Source organism: Celeribacter sp. (genome assembly GCF_048270365.1).
GTDB lineage: Bacteria > Pseudomonadota > Alphaproteobacteria > Rhodobacterales > Rhodobacteraceae > Celeribacter.
Genome location: NZ_JBLWTA010000025.1, coordinates 1 through 16882, shown reverse-complemented (window position 1 = coordinate 16882; position 16882 = coordinate 1). Strand labels below are relative to the sequence as shown.

Sequence of the window (16882 nt, the reverse complement as noted above, 5' to 3'; positions counted from 1 at the left end):
CCCGCCGGAGGCGACACAAGATTTCTGACAGGTGAGACATGCCGAAACTGAGCGCGACCGAGCCCTTTGTCCATGAGGGCGCAGAGGTGCATAACGCCACCTTTGGCGCCTATTGCGAGGTGGGCAAGGGCGCCCGGGTGTTGAATTCAGAGTTTCTGGATTACGCCTATTGCGATCAATTCGCGGACATCGCCAACACGACCGTGGGCAAATTCGCCAACATCGCTGCCTTCACCCGCATCGGGCCGACGGATCACCCCTATCAGAATGCCTCGCTGCATCACTTCCTCTATCGCTCGTCTTATTATTGGGAGGACGCCGAGGACGATCCGGCGTTTTTTACGGCGCGATCCGCGCGGCGGACGGTGATCGGGCATGACACATGGATCGGCCATGGCGCGATCATCAAGCCGGAGGTCTCCATCGGCAATGGGGCCATCGTGGCTTCGGGCGCCGTCGTCACCAAAGATGTGCCGCCTTATACGATCGTCGCCGGCGTGCCGTCGCAGCCGATGCGCCCGCGCTATCCGCAAGGCGTCGGCGAACGGATCGACGCGCTTGGCTGGTGGGATTGGGACCACCAGCGGTTGCGGGCAGCACTTGAGGATTTTCGCTCTCTGAAGGCCGAGGCTTTTCTCGAAAAATACGAATAGACGCCGCCGCTATTCGGCGGCGAGAGACATCCGGTGATCGGCCTGCGCCAGACGCTGCCCGGCCTGTCCGCTCATATAGGCGATGCGCCCGCCCGCGACCGTGGCTTCGATCTCGCGTGTCGCCTGATTGACCACCACGAAATCCGCCCGCTTGCCGCGCTCCAGAGTGCCACGATCCGACAGGCGCATGATCTGCGCCGGGTTCGCCGAGACCATCGCCCAGGCCTTGGGCAGGGCACAGAGCCCCTTGTCGACCATGGCCCAAACGGCGGCGATCATTGCCGGGTAGTGGTAATCCGACACCAGCGCATCGCAAAGCCCGCGTTCGATCAGTTTCTGCGCCGAGATATTGCCGGATTGAGATCCGCCTCGCGCCACATTGGGCGCCCCCATCAGCACCGGGTCGCCCATCGCCTTGGCGGCGGCGGCGGCTTTCTCGGAGATCGGGAATTCCGCCACACGGGCGCCCAGGATGCGAAACTCTTCGCGGGTTTCTGCGTCCGGATCATCGTGGCTGCCGTAGGTCACGCCCAGCGTGTCAAAGGCTTCGGCCAATTGCCACAGGTGGCGCGGCACCTCGGATTTGCGGTCCTTGGCCTCGCGCAGCACCTTGATGAACTCTTCCGGCGTGCGTCCGCCGCGCTTTGCCCAGGCGGCAAATTCCAGTGGCTCTTTCTTGGCGATCTCGATGGCTTCGGGCAGGTGATTGTTGAAGATCACATAGTCCACGCCAAAGCGCCGGATCGCCGCCAAAAGCCGTTCCCGGCTGTCGATCATATGCGTTTCGCAGCGGATTTGTAGGCGGATGTCGATGGGCGCGTGGGCCTCGAAGGCCTGCATTTCGGCCAGCAATTCCTCGGCATAATCCGGGCCACGCAAGCCGCCCTCCCAAGACCAGCATTGCGCAAACCATGCGGTCGTCACGCCATGGGCGGCCGCATCGCGGGCCGCCGACGAGAGACCCGAGCGGATCGGGAAGGGCGCGCGCGGACGCGGCGCGATGTGGCGCTCGAACGCATCGCCATGCAGGTCGATGATGCCGGGCAGGATCATGTAGCCGGACAGGTCCACCTCTGGAAAACGCCCATGGCCGATATAGCCGTCCTCGATGCTGAGCGGCTGGAGACGGAGTGTGTCCTCACAGAGCACCGAAGCGCCTGTGAAACTGAGCGGCGGAAGAAGAGCCATGACGAATACCTGCGAGAAGACCTGTGGCGTTTTACCAGTGTTTTACCTGTGCAGGTTGTTCTACGCAGGCAATGTATCGTCCGCGTGACGTCTGAAATCTTTCACAAAAATCTGACTTTGGTTAATCGGGTGTCACCAAAAGCGTGACCCGTTCGCCCGCGAACCATGTCAGGCCCCGTTCAATCGGCACGCCTTCGGGCGTGGTGTTGAGGCTCACGGTTCGCAGCATCGGATCGCCCTCGCGCAGGCCCAGATGCAGGGCCTGGGTCGCGGTGGCGCGTTCGGCGCTGACACGGGTCTCAGCGCGCAGGTAGTCTTCGATTCCAATGGATTTGAGCGCCTGAGTGACCGAGCTGATCTCGCCAAACGCGGCCATAAGGCCGGGCGTGCGCGCCTCGGGAAAGATCGAGATGAAATGCGCGACGGGGGCATCGCCCGACAGCGACAGCCCCTCATAGACCAGCACAGGATCCCCCAAAGCGAGCCCAAGCGCTTCCGCTTCTGCCTGATCGCAGGGTCGGGTCTCCATGCGCAGCACTTTCTTTTGCGGTAGCCGCCCCGTGGCGCGGATGTTTTGGTGAAACCGCACACGTTTGCCGATGGGGTAATCCACCGGCGCGCTTTGTACAAAGACCCCAGCACCGCGCCGCGAGCGGGTGATGCCACGTTCGGTGAGATCGGAAAGCGCATGGCGCACCGTGTGGCGATTGACCCCGAATCGAGACGACAGCTCGGCCTCCGTCGGGAGCTTGTCACCGGGGCGGTAATGCCCCTTGGCGATCTCTTCGGAGAGCGTTTCCGCGATGGATTTCCAGACTGGCGTGCGTGGCATGGGCGTTCCGTCACCAAAGTTTCACGAATTAACCCTTGCCGAGTCGGCTTGGATCGGCAATGATTTGTCTAGTTGTATAGTAATTTAGACAACTTGGCAAGCTGTCTAGACGACACAGGACGAAAAGAGGCGACGATGGGCAAACCCGAGGCTGTACTCACTCCCGAACAAAAGGCGCGCAAGGCGTGGATGGGGCTTTTGGCCAAGTCCGACGCCGCGCTTTTGGCCAAATGTCTTGGTGCATTGGACCTGCCGGAGTTCGACTGGCTGCGGCGCCCTGAGGTGGGCGGCGTCATGGTGCGTGGCCGCATGGGCGGCACCGGCGCGCCGTTCAATCTTGGTGAAATGACTGTCACGCGCTGTTCGCTGCGGCTGGCGACGGGCGAGGTGGGCCATGGCTATGTGCAAGGCCGTGACAAGCGGCAGGCGGAGCAGGCCGCATTGGTGGATGCGTTGATGCAGGGGCCGCGCGCCGAAGAGGTACGCGATGCGGTTCTGGCGCCTCTGGAGGCGGCACAGGTCGCGACGCGCACCGCGCGCGCTGCGAAGGCCGCAGCGACGAAAGTGGATTTTTTCACGATGGTGCGAGGAGAGGACTGATGCCAACACACATGAGTGACCAAAGCCTGATCGGCGCCTTCGCAACCCCGCCACAAGACGCCGCCCGCGCGTTTCGCGCCGCGCTGAACGCCCTCGCGCGCCCCGGAACGCTCCATGAGATCAAAGGCGGTCAAGCGCCCGCGCCTGTGTCCGAAGCGGCGGCGAGCCTGCTTCTGACGCTCTGTGATCCGGAAACGCCGCTCTGCCTTATGGGCGCGCATGACACGCCGGAAATCCGCGACTGGATCGCTTTTCAAATCGGTGCGCCCATCGTGGGCCCTGCAAAAGCCATGTTCGCGCTGGGCACTTGGGACGCGTTGCAGCCGGTGACGGCTTTCCCCATCGGCACGGCGGAATATCCCGACCGCTCGACGACGCTGATCGTTGAAATGGAGGCGCTGTCTCAGGACGGTGCGCAGCTCACGGGGCCGGGGATCGAAACCACGGCCAGCCTGTCGTTGCCCGCCCTGGAACCATTTCAAATGAACGCCATGCTCTTCCCGCTGGGTTTGGACTTTTATTTCACCTCGGGCACGCAGATCGCAGGTCTGCCGCGCTCAACCAAAGTGGAGGCCAACTGATGTATGTTGCCGTCAAAGGGGGCGAACGCGCCATCGACAATGCGCATGCCTGGTTGGCCGAAGAGCGTCGGGGGGACACCTCCGTCGCTGAGCTGACCGTGCCGCAAATCCGCGAACAACTGGCGCTGGCTGTGAACCGCGTGATGACCGAAGGCTCGCTCTACGATCCCGATCTCGCCGCTCTGGCGATCAAGCAATCGCGCGGCGATCTGATCGAGGCGATTTTCCTCATTCGTGCCTACCGGACGACCCTGCCGCGCATCGGTCATTCGCGCCCGGTCGTGACCGACAAGATGGCCTGTGACCGGCGGGTGTCGGCGACGTTTAAGGACGTGCCGGGCGGGCAGGTTTTGGGACCGACCTTCGATTACACGCACCGTTTGCTGGACTTCAAACTCATGGCGGAAGGCGAGGCGCCAGAGGCGGCAAAGGCCGATCCGCGTCTTGAACCGACCCCGCATGTGACCTCATTTCTGAACAAGGAAGGTTTGATCCAGACCGAAGTCGAGGGTGATGAGACCCCGCCGGACCTCACGCGTGAGCCGCTGGAGTTGCCCGCCAACCGCGCGCTGCGGTTGCAGGCGCTAACACGCGGCGACGAGGGCTTCATCCTGTCGATGGCCTATTCGACGCAACGCGGCTACGGCAACAGCCATGCGTTTGTGGGCGAGCTGCGCATCGGCAAGGTGGCGGTGGAGATGGACATCCCCGAACTGGGCTTTGCCATCGAGATCGGCGAGGTGGAACTGACCGAATGCGAAACCGTGAACAAATTCGCAGGCTCGAAAGTCGAGCCGCCGCAGTTTACGCGGGGCTACGGGCTGACCTTTGGCCAGACGGAACGCAAGGCGATTTCCATGGCTCTGGTCGACCGTTCACTGCGCTCGAAGGAATTGGGCGTCGAGGTCTCGAACTCCCCCGCGCATGACGAGGAATTCGTTCTGTATCACTGTGACAACATTCAAGCGACCGGATTTCTCGAACATATCAAATTGCCACACTATGTGGATTTCCAGTCCGAGATGGAACTGGTCCGCAAAATGCGCGCGGAGATCGCGAGCGCAAATGCGAAGGAGGCGGCAGAATGAGCGACTATAACTTCGCCTATCTCGACGAGCAAACCAAACGGATGATCCGCCGCGCGATCCTCAAAGGGATTGCCGTGCCGGGCTACCAGGTGCCGTTTGCCTCGCGCGAAATGCCGATGCCTTATGGGTGGGGCACAGGTGGCGTGCAGGTCTCTGCCGCCTGTCTCATGCCGGAGGATACACTTAAGGTGATCGACCAAGGCGCAGATGACACCACGAACGCCGTCTCGATCCGCAAGTTTTTCGAGAAGACGGCCGACATTGCTGTGACCGAGAAAACCCGCGAAGCGACGGTCATTCAGACCCGTCACCGCATTCCCGAAGAGCCGCTGACCGAGGGGCAAATCCTCGTCTATCAGGTGCCGATCCCGGAGCCTCTTCGCTTTCTGGAGCCGCGCGAGACCGAGACGCGCAAGATGCACGCGCTTGAAGAATATGGCCTCATGCATGTGAAGCTCTATGAGGACATCGCGAAACACGGCCATATCGCCACCTCTTACGCCTATCCGGTGAAGGTTGAAGGGCGCTATGTGATGGACCCGTCGCCCATTCCAAAATTCGACAATCCAAAGATGGAGATGGCGGCGATTCAGCTTTTTGGCGCCGGGCGTGAGCAACGGATCTACGCCGTGCCGCCCTACACCAAAGTCGTCAGCCTCGATTTCGAAGATCACCCTTTCGATCCCTCGAAAGCCAACCACCCCTGCGATCTTTGCGGGGCGGAGCACACCTATCTCGATGAGGTGATCATCGACGACGAGGGCGGGCGGATGTTCGTCTGTTCCGACACCGATTATTGCGCCGAGCGGCAGGCCACGGGCCATCGCGGGCGACTATCTCCAGAGGCCGCAGAATGACAATCCAACCGCTTCTTTCCGTCAAAAACATCCGCAAAACCTATGGCGGGCGAATTGGCTGCGCCGATGTGTCCTTCGATCTCTATCCCGGCGAGGTGATGGGCATCGTGGGCGAATCCGGGTCCGGCAAATCGACGCTTTTGAATTGCATGGCGGGGCACTTGCCGCCCGACAGCGGGCAGGTTTTGTTCGACACCCGGGATCGGGGCATGGTTGACACGCTCACCATGTCCGAACCCGAACGCCGGATGCTGTCGCGCACCGATTGGGCGTTTGTCCATCAACACGCCCGGGACGGGCTGCGCATGGGCGTGTCGGCGGGCGGCAATGTCGGCGAGCGTCTCATGGCGGTCGGCGCACGGCATTACGGCAATATCCGCACGCAGGCCATCGACTGGCTGGACCGCGTCGAGGTCAATGAGGACCGGGTGGACGACAAACCCTCGGCCTTCTCCGGCGGCATGCAGCAGCGCCTGCAAATCGCGCGGAACCTTGTGACGGGGCCGCGGCTTGTCTTTATGGACGAACCGACCGGGGGGCTGGATGTGTCTGTGCAGGCGCGGCTTTTGGATTTGTTGCGCGGATTGGTGCGGGAAATGGGATTGTCGGCGATCATCGTCACCCATGACCTTGCTGTCGTGCGGCTTTTGGCGGATCGTCTGATGGTGATGAAATCCGGCCATGTCGTCGAACATGGCCTTACCGATCAGGTGCTCGATGACCCGCAACATGCCTATACGCAGCTTCTTGTCTCCTCTGTTTTGCAGGTCTGAGACATGATTTTCGCCTATCGATCCCTCGGCGCAGGCCTCGAAAAATTGCCCGTTGAGAGCGATCTTTCCGAGGCGCTGTGGATCGATCTTTTGAGCCCGCAACCGGCACAGGTCGAGGCCGTGGAGGCGCTTGGCATCTCCGTGCCGACGCTTGCCGATATGCAGGAGATCGAGGTGTCGAACCGCCTCTACCGCGAAGGCGACACGGAGGTTCTGACCATCGTTTTGCCGGGACTTGACCGCAACAAACAGCCGACTTTCGGCCCCGTCGCCTTTCTGATCACGCCGGAGCGGCTCTTTACCGTGCGCTATCACACGCCGCGCCCGTTTGAGACCTATGCCACCCACGCGGGCCAGTCGAGCGCGGGCTGTTCCGGGCGCAGGCGGGTGTTTTTGGGCCTGATCGAAGAGATCATCGCCCGCATCGCCGACCTTTTGGAAGGCGTGGGGGTGACGCTTGATCAGCAATCGCACATCGCCTTTCGTGATCCCGAACCGCGAGGGGATGAGCTTGCCGATGCGCTGCGCGCGCTCGGCAAACAAAGCGAACAGGTTGCGAAATACCGCCATGCGCTTTTGACCGTTGAGCGCGCCTTGTCGAGCTTTGGGCTTGGGCTTGAGGGCGAAAAAGACAAACCGCTGACGAGCATTCTCAAAGCGCAGGTCAAGGATTGTCAGGCCCTCACCGTGCATGGCGATTTCCTGTCGGGCCGGATTGCGCAGCTCACCGATGTGATTTTGGGTCTCATCAATCTGGAGCAAAACGACACAAGCCGCATTCTGTCGGTCGTGGCGGTTCTGTTCCTTCCGCCCACTTTGGTGGCTTCGGTCTACGGGATGAACTTTCCCTTCATCCCCGGCCTCGACAGCCCCTATGGCTACCTGATCGCCACCGCTCTGATGATCGGCTCGGCGCTTGGGACTTATCTTCTCTCGAAATGGAAAAACTGGCTGTAATCTCATGATCAAGATCGACAACCTCTCCAAATCCTTCACGCTCCACAATCAAGGCAGCGCCGTGATCCCGGTCATGCAAGGCGCGACTTTCGAGGTCGCGCCCGGCGAATGCGTGGCGCTCACCGGCAATTCTGGCGCCGGGAAATCGACGCTGATGCGGATGATTTACGGCAATTACCTTTCGGCCTCGGGGCATATCTGGGTCGGCGAAACGGATGTCGCCACGGCTGAGCCGCGCGAGATCATCGCTTTGCGCCGCGCCACCCTGGGCTATGTCTCGCAGTTCCTGCGCGTCGTGCCGCGTGTGCCGACGCTTGAGGTGGTGGCCGAGCCGCTGCTCACCGTCGGCGTGGACAAGGAGACGGCCTTTGCCAAGGCCCGCGATCTTCTGGCGCGCTTGAATATCCCCGAAACCCTCTGGGGCCTCTCGCCCACGACATTCTCCGGCGGCGAGCAACAGCGGGTGAACATCGCGCGCGGCTTTGCGCATGATTATCCGGCGATGCTTTTGGACGAACCCACCGCCTCTTTGGACGCGACGAACCGCGAAACGGTGCTGAGCCTTATTGAGGAGGCCAAGGCGCGCGGTGCCGCGATCATCGGCATCTTTCACGATGCCCCCGCGCGCGACCGGGTGGCGGATCGGGAGATCAACGTCTCCGATTTCACCCCCGCGCAGGCGGCCTGAGCGATGGTCGGGCGTCTCTATGCCATCGTCGGCCCCTCGGGGGCGGGCAAGGATACGTTGATCGAGGCCGCATTGGAGCAGCGGCGCGATCTGGCCGTTGCGAAACGCGTGATCACCCGGCCCACGGAGGCGGGTGGTGAGGATTTCGAGGGCGTCACGGTCGAGGAGTTCGATCGCCGTCTGGAGGCCGGAGAGTTTGCGCTTCATTGGGAGGCGCATGGGCTTAAATACGGTGTGCCGATCTCGATTGAGACATCGCTGAACGAGGGCCGCGATGTGTTGTTCAACGGCTCGCGCGCGATCCTGCCAGAGGCTTACGCGCTCTATCCCAATATGGGCGTCTTGCTGATCACCGCCTCGCCTTCGGTTCTCGCAACCCGTTTGGCGGCGCGTGGCCGCGAAAGCCGCGACGAGATCGAGAAACGTCTGGCCCGCGCCGAATATGACATCGCGCCCGGCCTGCCGGTCAGGCGCGTGGAAAACGATGGCGCATTGGACGAGGCCGTGACGTCGTTTCTCGCTGCCCTTCAGCCGGAGAGGGTGTAACGGTGCAGCAAATGAAACCGGCCATCCTCCGCCTCGCCGAACAGGCACAGGTCCTTGATCTCAAAGGGCCGGGGCAGGAGCGGGGTGATCTCCGGGGTGAGCGCGCTTGCAGTGGCTTCGGCCTGCGCTTCGGTGAGTTTGCCGGTCAGGGTCAGGTGGAATTTGAATTCCTCCATCACGTAAGGATAACCCCATTGGCTGAGCAACGCCTCCTGACGCGCCGAAAGCCCCGCCGCGCGGCGACGTGCCAATTCGGTCTCAGACGGCTGCGCGCGATGCGGGTCGAGCGTGGCGACCACCTCTCCGGCCAGCGTCTCCAATGCGCTCAGTTCGCCCACAGGCGTCAGCGCCAGAAACCCGCCGATGCGGGTGAGCTTGAGACCCTCCAAAACAACAGGCGCATGGGCGGTGGCGAAGGCCTCAAGGTCTACCATCAACTCCGCCCGCGTGCCGGTCAGGCGAAATGGCGGCTTGAGCGTGCCATGAAACCCGTATTTGCGCGGCGTCGCAGTGATTTCGGAGACGGGCAGGGGCAGGCCGTCCACGATGGGATGCGGCAGCTCGACGCCTTCAAATGCATCCCAGCCCAGCCAACGCGCAGCAAATTCGGCAAACGGCCCCGGAGCGGGGGCGTAATAGACCGCGTATCTTTTGAATTCATCCATGGCGCTGTCCTATCTGGTCCCTGTCACATTCATGTGACATGGATCGGGCAATGAAGCGCCTCTGACAAGGACGATGTGATGACTGACTTTACTTTGACCAACGCAAGGCTCGTTTTGGAGACGGAGGTGATCCAAGGCACCCTGCGTGTCGAAAATGGCAAAATCAAAGACGTGAGCGCGGGCGGCACAGCGGTGCCGGGGGCCGTCGATGTGGGCGGTGATCTGGTGATCCCCGGCCTTATCGAGCTTCATACCGATAACCTCGAGCGCCATATCGAACCGCGCCCCAAGGTCGATTGGCCGCATCAGGCGGCGATCCTCGCGCATGACGCAGAACTCGCCTCGGTTGGCATCACCACCGTGTTCGACGCCATGCGCGTGGGGTCCATTCACCGCCGCAAAGGGGACGCGGGCTATCACAAATACGCCCGAAGCCTGTCTCGTGAGGTGATGCATCTGCGCGATTTGGGCGCGCTGAAGATCAGCCACTTCCTGCACCTGCGCGCCGAGGTCTGTTCGGAAACTTTGGAGGCTGAGTTGGCCGAGTTCACGCCGGAGGATCGTGTGGGCCTCGTGTCCTTGATGGATCACACGCCGGGTCAGCGACAGTTTCGCGACATCGAAAAACTGCGCGATTATGTGCAGAAAAAGCGCGGTATGACGGATGCGGAATTCGACGACCATGTCGAGCACCTTTACGATCTGCGCGACACCTATGGCGCGCGGCATGAAAAGGTTGCGGTGTCTGAGGCGCGGCGTCTGGGGGCGGTTTTGGCCTCTCACGACGACACCACGGCAGATCACGTCGAAGTCTCGCGCCAGAACGGTGTGCGGGTGGCGGAGTTTCCGACCACGGTGGAGGCGGCGCAGGCCTGCAAACTCCATGGCATCGCGGCGATGATGGGCGCGCCCAATCTCATCCGCGGCGGCTCGCATTCCGGCAATGTCGCGGCGCATGAGCTGGCCGAGCGTGGGCTTTTGGACATCGTGTCCTCGGATTACGTGCCCTCCGCGCTGATGACTTCGGCCATTCTTTTGGCCGATTTGTGGGACGATCTGCCCCGCGCGATCGCCACCGTGACCGCCAATCCGGCCGAGGCCGTGGGCCTTTCGGATCGCGGTCGCATCGCGCCGGGGCTTCATGCCGATCTGGTACGGATCACCCGAATCGAGGGCACTCCGGTGGTTCGGGGCGTCTGGTCGCATGGGCGTCAGGTCGGCTGACATCCTTTGATGAGGTGCTTTTGCAAGAGGCGGAATGTTGTCATTCTGCCTCTTGATGTGCAGCTTCCGGGGGCATGCTGCGCAAATATTAATCAAAACATGCTGCATCCGCGAAAAATCTGAGGGCAGAGCCGCACAAGACCCTTGTCGGAGGACCCGGATTTCCTAAAAGCTCACTTTAACGAGTAACACACTCGCATGTCGCAAGGACGCGACGTGACCCACATATGCCCCTCTGATCCGGGGCCCGCAGCAACGGCGCTGCATTCTCACCAAAAGACAATCTGGCTCGCTAAGAGCCGCGTTCTGAGAGGAAGTGCCGCTATGACTGCTCAAAAGCAAAAACTCGTGATCGTTGGAAATGGCATGGCGCCGGGCCGGATGCTTGAGCATCTGTTCGAAGTGAGCGACCACTATGAGGTTACCATCTTCAACGCCGAGCCGCGTGTGAACTACGACCGCATCATGCTCTCGCCGGTTCTGTCGGGCGAAAAATCTTACGCCGACATCATCATCCATGGCGAAGGCTGGTATGCCGAGCATGGCATCACGTTGCATCAGGGCGACAAGATCACCGAAATTCGCCGTCATGAGCGCAAGGTGATCTCCGAGAGCGGCGTTGTCACGGAATATGACAAGCTGGTCATCGCCACCGGATCGAACCCGTTCATCATCCCCGTGCCGGGATCGGACCTGCCGGGCGTGTTGGCCTACCGCGATCTCGACGACACCGATGGCATGATCAAAGCCGCTGAGAAAGGCGGGCGGGCTGTTGTGATCGGTGGCGGTTTGCTTGGCCTTGAGGCCGCCGCAGGTCTGAAACTGCGCGGCATGGAGGTGACCGTCATTCACCTGATGCCGACGTTGATGGAGCGTCAACTCGACACCGCCGCAGGCTATCTTTTGCAAAAAGAACTGGAGAGTCGCGGCATCGAAGTGCTCTGCGAAGCGAACACCAAGCAGATCATCGGCTCGGAGAAGGTCGAAGGTGTGGAGCTTGCCGACGGTCGTGTCATCGACGCCTCCCTCGTGGTGATGGCCGTCGGCATCCGTCCCAACGTGGCACTTGCCCAAGAAGCGGGCCTTGAGGTCAATCGCGGCATCGTCACCGATGCGACGATGAAAACCTCCGACCCGAACATCTATTCCGTGGGGGAATGTGTGGAAGTGGGCGGCATGGTCTATGGCCTTGTCGCCCCCCTCTACCGCATGGCCAAAGTGGCCGCCGAGCACCTGGCCGGGCCCTCTGAGGCCGGTTTTGCCCATGCCGAGACGCCGACCAAACTCAAAGTCACAGGCTGCGACCTCTACTCCGTTGGCGATTTCGCCGAGGGCGAGGGGCGCGAAGACATCGTGCTGCGTGACGCGCAACGCGGGACCTACAAACGGGTCATCCTCAAAGACAATAAATTGATCGGAGCGGTGCTCTACGGCGATGTCGCCGATGGGGCGTGGTACAACCAAATGCTGGTCTCGGGAGAAGATATTTCCGAGATGCGCGATACGTTGATTTTCGGCGCTGGGTATCAGGGCGGCGGGACCGCCGACCCGCTGGCCGCCGTCGCGGCGCTGCCGGATGACGCGGAGATCTGCGGCTGTAACGGCATCACCAAGGGCATGATCGTCAAGACGATCACCGACAAGGGCCTCACCACGCTCGCCGATGTGCGCGCGCATTCCAAGGCCTCTGCGTCCTGCGGCACCTGTACCAATCTGGTCGAAGGCATCATGGGCATCACGCTTGGTGACGATTTCGTCATTCCGGCGGCGCAGGGCATGTGCGGCTGCACCACCCATAGCCACGGTTTCGTGCGCCGGATGATCAAGGCGAAAGGCCTCAAATCCATCCCCGCCGTGATGCAAGAACTGGAATGGTCGACGGCAGAGGGCTGTGCCAAATGCCGCCCGGCGCTGAACTATTACCTCGTGGCCGATTGGCCGGGCGAGTACAAAGACGATCAACAGTCGCGCTTCATCAACGAACGCGTCCACGCCAACATCCAAAAAGACGGCACCTATTCCGTCGTGCCGCGGATGTTCGGGGGGATCACCACGCCGGACGAGCTGCGTGCGATTGCCGATGTGGCGGACAAATACGACATCCCGACCGTCAAAGTGACCGGCGGTCAGCGCATCGACTTGCTGGGCGTGAAAAAAGAAGACCTGATCCCTGTCTGGGCCGATTTGAATGACGCGGGCATGGTGTCGGGGGCCGCCTATGCGAAAGGCCTACGCACGGTGAAAACCTGTGTCGGGACGGATTGGTGTCGCTTTGGCACCCAGGACTCGACGGGCCTTGGCATCAAGCTTGAAAAAGCGCTCTGGGGCTCCTGGTCTCCGGCGAAACTCAAACTCGCAGTCACCGGTTGCCCGCGCAACTGTGCCGAGGCGACCTGCAAGGACATCGGCATCATTTGCGTCGATAGCGGTTATGAGATCGTCTATGGCGGCGCGGCGGGGCTGCACATTCAGGGCACGACCGTGCTGGGCAAAGTCGCCACGGAAGAGGAGGTCATGGAGACCGTCTGTGCGCTGACGCAGTATTACCGCGAGACCGGGTTCTACCTTGAGCGGATTTACAAATGGGCGGACCGGCTGGGCTACGATCACATCAAAGAGGTGATCTACGACAATCTCGACGAGCGCAAAGCCTTCGGCGAACGCTTCCGCTACTCGCAAGACTTCGCGCAGGTTGATCCTTGGGCCGAACGTGTTGCGGGCGCCGAAGCCCATGAATTCAAACCCTTGGCCACCCTCAATCTGGAGGCAGCAGAATGAACATGCAGACGAAAACCTGGATTGAAGTCGGCACCCTCACTGACATTCCGCGTCAAGGCGCGCGCTGTGTGAAGAACGGTGAAATGACCATCGCCATATTCCGCACCACGGACGACCGCCTTTTCGCCCTCGAAGACAAATGCCCGCATAAGAACGGGCCCTTGAGCGACGGCATCGTGCACGACGGCTGTGTCACATGCCCGCTCCACAACTGGGTCATTTCCCTCGAAACGGGTGCTGCGCAAGGTGCCGACGAGGGGATGAGCCTGACCTTCCCGGTCAAACTGGACGGCGAGACCGTATTGCTCGGTCTCTAAGATTTCTCACGAAATGGGCTTTCGGGCTCACTGGACGGCTGCAGTGCAAACTCCATGCGCTGCAAAGGGTTTCCTTATGCCGGATGAGGTGAAGGGGCCGCATACTCGGAACACACCAAACAGGGACAATTCAATGGCTTATGTACAACCAAAAGAATTCGCCGCCAAAATGGTCGACGCGGGCGAATCCAAGATCTTTATGGCGACCAAAGACACTTTGATCCGCGCCTATATGGCGGGCGCGATCCTCGCACTGGCTGCTGCTTTTGCGGTGACCATCGCGGTCAACACCGGCAACTTCCTCGTGGCCTCGCTGCTCTTTCCGGTGGGCTTTTGTACGCTCTACCTTTTGGGCTTTGACCTTTTGACCGGCGTTTTCACACTGGCGCCTCTGGCCGTCATCGCGAAACGTCCGGGCTGCACCTGGAAAGGCGTCTTCCGCAACTGGGGCCTCGTGTTCGTGGGCAACTTTGCGGGCGCGATGACCACCGCGATCTTTATGGCGATCATCTTTACGATGGGGTTCAGTCAGGAACCCAACGCCGTCGGCCAAAAGATCGGTCACATCGGCGAAGCCCGGACGCTCGGTTACGCCGCCGCCGGTGGCGCGGGTCTTCTGACCGTTTTCGTCCGTGCGATCCTGTGCAACTGGATGGTCTCCACCGGCGTGGTTGCCGCGATGATGTCGAACTCCGTGTCGGGCAAGATCATGGCGATGTGGATGCCGATCATCGTGTTCTTCTACCTCGGTTTCGAGCACTCCATCGTGAACATGTTCCTCTTCCCCTCGGGCATCATGCTGGGCGGTGAATTCACCTGGGGCGACTACTTCATCTACAACGAGATCCCTGTGGTTCTGGGCAACCTCGTCGGCGGCCTGACCTTTGTCGGCGGCATGATCTACGCCACCCACTTCAAAGAATCGCCAAAGCGCAACGCCTCGAACGGCTCCGTGCAGGGCGTGCCGGCTGAGTAATCGGACGTCTTTGAGCAGGCCCTGTGAAAGCGGGGCCTGTCTTTTTTGAGGGACCACATCATGCCGAAAGACGCCGCATCGACAAAGCTCTCCGTTTCGATTGGCCGGTTCTCAGAGGCGGGTCGAAAGCCTGAAAATCAGGATTTTTGCGGGGCGCGGGTAGCTGAAGGCAGCGCTTTATCGCTCAAGGGGATCACCTTGGCCGTGGCGGATGGCATCTCATCGAGCGCCACAAGTGCCGAGGCCGCAGAGGCCAGTGTCACCGCACTTTTGACAGATTACTACGCCACCTCGGACGCCTGGACCGCACGCACAGCGGCGACCACGGTGATCTCCGCCACCAACGCCTGGCTTTATGGCCAGAACGCCGCTTTGAGTGACATGAATGCGGGCAAGATTTGCACGCTCTCGGCGCTGATTTTCAAAGGCCGTGACGGGCATGTCTTTCACCTAGGCGACAGTCGGATTTACCGGCTGGTTGGCGAGGCGCTTGAGCCTTTGACCACGGATCACCGCGCGGTGCTGTCCAATGAAGAAAGCTATCTCGCGCGCGGCATGGGCTTGGACGCTCAGGTTCTGGTCGATTATCAGCGGGTGTCGCTGACCCTCGGCGATGTCTTTGTGCTGGCCACCGATGGCGTGCATGAAGTCATCGAGGCGGCGGATGTGCTGAATGCTCTAGAGGCCTCAAATCTCGATACGGCGGCGGCGCAACTCGGCCAACTCGCTTATGAGCGCGGCTCCGATGACAACCTCACCGTGATGCTGGCTCGCGTCGAGAGCCTGCCAGAGGCAGAGCTGGAGTTGGACCTCGCCAAGCTGCCCCTGCCGCCTCTGCCCAAGGCGGGCGATGTGATCGACGGGTTTCGCATCCTGCGTCCGGTCCATTCCACCGCACGCTCGCATGTCTTCCTCGCTGAGGGGCTTACGGGCGAAAAAGTTGCGCTGAAAATTCCAACCGTGGAAATGGCCGAAGACCCGGCCTATCTCAACCGCTTCGTCTTGGAAGAATGGATCGCGCGGCGTCTGACGTCTTCGCATGTGCTGCGCGCCGCCACGGCGCCTGCGGAGCGCAGCGCGCTCTATGTGGTCACCGAATGGGTCGAGGGTCGCACGCTCAGACAATGGATGGATGATCACCCCGCGCCCGATCTCGACCCCGATCTCGACAAGGTACGTGACATCATCGGCCAGATCGTTGTCGGTCTGCGCGCCTTTCACCGCAAGGAAATGTTGCACCAAGACCTGCGCCCCGAAAACATCATGATCGACGACGCGGGCACGGTAAAAATCATCGACTTGGGCTCAACGTCCGTGGCAGGCGTCGAAGAGGCTGCGGCGGGTGTGTTGGGCCCACTGCCCGGCACCTTTCAATACACCGCGCCCGAATATTTCTCCGGCGATTTTGTCACCTGGCGGTCGGATCAATATGCCTTGGGCGTCATCGCCTATGAGATGCTGACCGGGCGTCTGCCCTTTGGTGCCGAGGTGGCGCGCATCCAGACGCGGCGCGATCTTTTGCGCCTGCGCTACCGCCCGGCGCGCGACGAAGGCAGCCCGGTGCCCGCCTGGATGGATGCCGCGCTCAAACGCGCGACCCAGCCCGACGCCGCACGGCGGTACGATGCGCTCTCGGAATTCGTGGCCGAGCTGAAACGCCCCGGCCAAAGCTGGGACGCGGCGCGTCATGTGCCTTTGATGGAAAAGAACCCTGTGCGGTTCTGGCAAGCGGTCTCAGCCGGTCTTGCGGGGGTCGTGATCATCCTCACAACGCTCATGATGAACTGACAGGCGAGAGACTATGAAATCGTCGGCGTCTGGGGGCTGACGCTCAAGGCGCCGATTCATGAGAAAATCGGCGATTGATTCCGATATGTCTGTCGAGCGGATTGAGAACCCGAAAAGCGACCGGGTTTAGATCAAAATGTCCGGCGAATACCTGCAATCCAACGCGTGGTGACAGGCCTGCAACGCAATATCGCATGGTCTGCGTGTAGTGACGCACGGGATCACAAAACAGCGTAGCTCAGGAGAAAGATGGCTGGGGTGGTAGGAAGCCTTAGAGGTCTATGAACCTCTTCGGCTTTCTCGAACCTATCTCGCCTCTGGGGACTCTTCTGGGGCAGTTTAGGTATCTCGGGAGTCCAGTTCTGGAGATC

The 16882-nt window shown here is 61.1% G+C and carries 17 protein-coding genes; 14 read left to right on the top strand and 3 right to left on the bottom strand.

From position 1 onward, the window contains the following. Positions 1-38 precede the first annotated feature (38 nt). The gene (locus ACN0X0_RS19820; protein WP_417280605.1) at positions 39-653 is read left to right on the top strand and encodes a chloramphenicol acetyltransferase; all 615 of its coding nucleotides are present in this window, start codon (positions 39-41) and stop codon (positions 651-653) included. A gap of 9 nt (positions 654-662) precedes the next feature. On the opposite strand, the gene ACN0X0_RS19815 is transcribed toward ACN0X0_RS19820, so the two are convergent. Together ACN0X0_RS19815 and phnF are read right to left on the bottom strand one after the other, a co-directional pair. Then, complete coding sequence (locus tag ACN0X0_RS19815) at positions 663-1841, bottom strand: alpha-D-ribose 1-methylphosphonate 5-triphosphate diphosphatase (RefSeq protein WP_417280604.1); 1179 nt, start codon at positions 1839-1841, stop codon at positions 663-665. Between the two features lie 121 nt (positions 1842-1962). Continuing rightward, the gene (gene phnF / locus ACN0X0_RS19810; RefSeq protein WP_417280603.1) at positions 1963-2673 is read right to left on the bottom strand and encodes a phosphonate metabolism transcriptional regulator PhnF; all 711 of its coding nucleotides are present in this window, start codon (positions 2671-2673) and stop codon (positions 1963-1965) included. Positions 2674-2808: 135 nt separating this feature from the next. On the opposite strand from phnF, the gene phnG reads away from it, so the two are divergent. From phnG to phnN, 8 genes are read left to right on the top strand one after another with little or no spacing between them, the layout of a single operon-like run. Next, positions 2809-3273 (top strand): phosphonate C-P lyase system protein PhnG, encoded by a 465-nt coding sequence (gene phnG / locus ACN0X0_RS19805; RefSeq protein ID WP_417280602.1) that lies wholly within the window; start codon positions 2809-2811, stop codon positions 3271-3273. Between the two features lie 11 nt (positions 3274-3284). Beyond that, entirely contained in the window at positions 3285-3854 is a 570-nt protein-coding gene (gene phnH, locus ACN0X0_RS19800) for a phosphonate C-P lyase system protein PhnH (RefSeq protein ID WP_417280624.1), read from the top strand. Continuing rightward, positions 3854-4942, top strand: coding sequence for a carbon-phosphorus lyase complex subunit PhnI (locus tag ACN0X0_RS19795; protein ID WP_417280601.1), 1089 nt, complete (start codon positions 3854-3856; stop codon positions 4940-4942). Before phnH ends, ACN0X0_RS19795 begins: the two co-directional genes overlap by 1 nt. Beyond that, complete coding sequence (locus ACN0X0_RS19790) at positions 4939-5799, top strand: alpha-D-ribose 1-methylphosphonate 5-phosphate C-P-lyase PhnJ (protein WP_417280600.1); 861 nt, start codon at positions 4939-4941, stop codon at positions 5797-5799. The genes ACN0X0_RS19795 and ACN0X0_RS19790 overlap by 4 nt, the downstream gene beginning before the upstream one ends. Before the next feature lie 2 nt (positions 5800-5801). Beyond that, complete coding sequence (gene phnK, locus ACN0X0_RS19785; protein ID WP_417280623.1) at positions 5802-6572, top strand: phosphonate C-P lyase system protein PhnK; 771 nt, start codon at positions 5802-5804, stop codon at positions 6570-6572. A 3-nt stretch (positions 6573-6575) separates the two neighbouring features. After that, entirely contained in the window at positions 6576-7529 is a 954-nt protein-coding gene (locus tag ACN0X0_RS19780; protein WP_417280599.1) for a magnesium transporter CorA family protein, read from the top strand. A 4-nt stretch (positions 7530-7533) separates the two neighbouring features. Beyond that, a complete protein-coding gene (phnL, locus tag ACN0X0_RS19775; protein WP_417264184.1) occupies positions 7534-8217 on the top strand; it encodes a phosphonate C-P lyase system protein PhnL in 684 nt (227 codons plus the stop codon). Between the two features lie 3 nt (positions 8218-8220). Further along, positions 8221-8763, top strand: a complete 543-nt coding sequence (gene phnN / locus ACN0X0_RS19770; protein ID WP_417280598.1) for a phosphonate metabolism protein/1,5-bisphosphokinase (PRPP-forming) PhnN — start codon at positions 8221-8223, stop codon at positions 8761-8763. Here the strand turns inward: phnN and ACN0X0_RS19765 are convergent. Further along, positions 8745-9428, bottom strand: a complete 684-nt coding sequence (locus ACN0X0_RS19765) for a DUF1045 domain-containing protein (protein ID WP_417280597.1) — start codon at positions 9426-9428, stop codon at positions 8745-8747. The genes phnN and ACN0X0_RS19765 overlap by 19 nt on opposite strands. A gap of 78 nt (positions 9429-9506) precedes the next feature. Here ACN0X0_RS19765 and ACN0X0_RS19760 point away from each other — a divergent pair, with 78 nt between their 5' ends. The 5 genes from ACN0X0_RS19760 (at position 9507) to ACN0X0_RS19740 (ending at position 16511) form a co-directional block, all read left to right on the top strand. Continuing rightward, a complete protein-coding gene (locus ACN0X0_RS19760; protein ID WP_417264187.1) occupies positions 9507-10652 on the top strand; it encodes an alpha-D-ribose 1-methylphosphonate 5-triphosphate diphosphatase in 1146 nt (381 codons plus the stop codon). A gap of 324 nt (positions 10653-10976) precedes the next feature. Further along, positions 10977-13430, top strand: a complete 2454-nt coding sequence (gene nirB / locus ACN0X0_RS19755; protein WP_417280596.1) for a nitrite reductase large subunit NirB — start codon at positions 10977-10979, stop codon at positions 13428-13430. After that, positions 13427-13747 (top strand): nitrite reductase small subunit NirD, encoded by a 321-nt coding sequence (gene nirD / locus ACN0X0_RS19750; RefSeq protein WP_417280595.1) that lies wholly within the window; start codon positions 13427-13429, stop codon positions 13745-13747. The genes nirB and nirD overlap by 4 nt, the downstream gene beginning before the upstream one ends. A 133-nt stretch (positions 13748-13880) precedes the next feature. Beyond that, positions 13881-14723 (top strand): formate/nitrite transporter family protein, encoded by an 843-nt coding sequence (locus ACN0X0_RS19745; RefSeq protein WP_417280594.1) that lies wholly within the window; start codon positions 13881-13883, stop codon positions 14721-14723. 60 nt (positions 14724-14783) lie between these two features. Next, positions 14784-16511, top strand: coding sequence for a protein kinase domain-containing protein (locus ACN0X0_RS19740; protein ID WP_417280593.1), 1728 nt, complete (start codon positions 14784-14786; stop codon positions 16509-16511). Positions 16512-16882 lie beyond the last annotated feature (371 nt).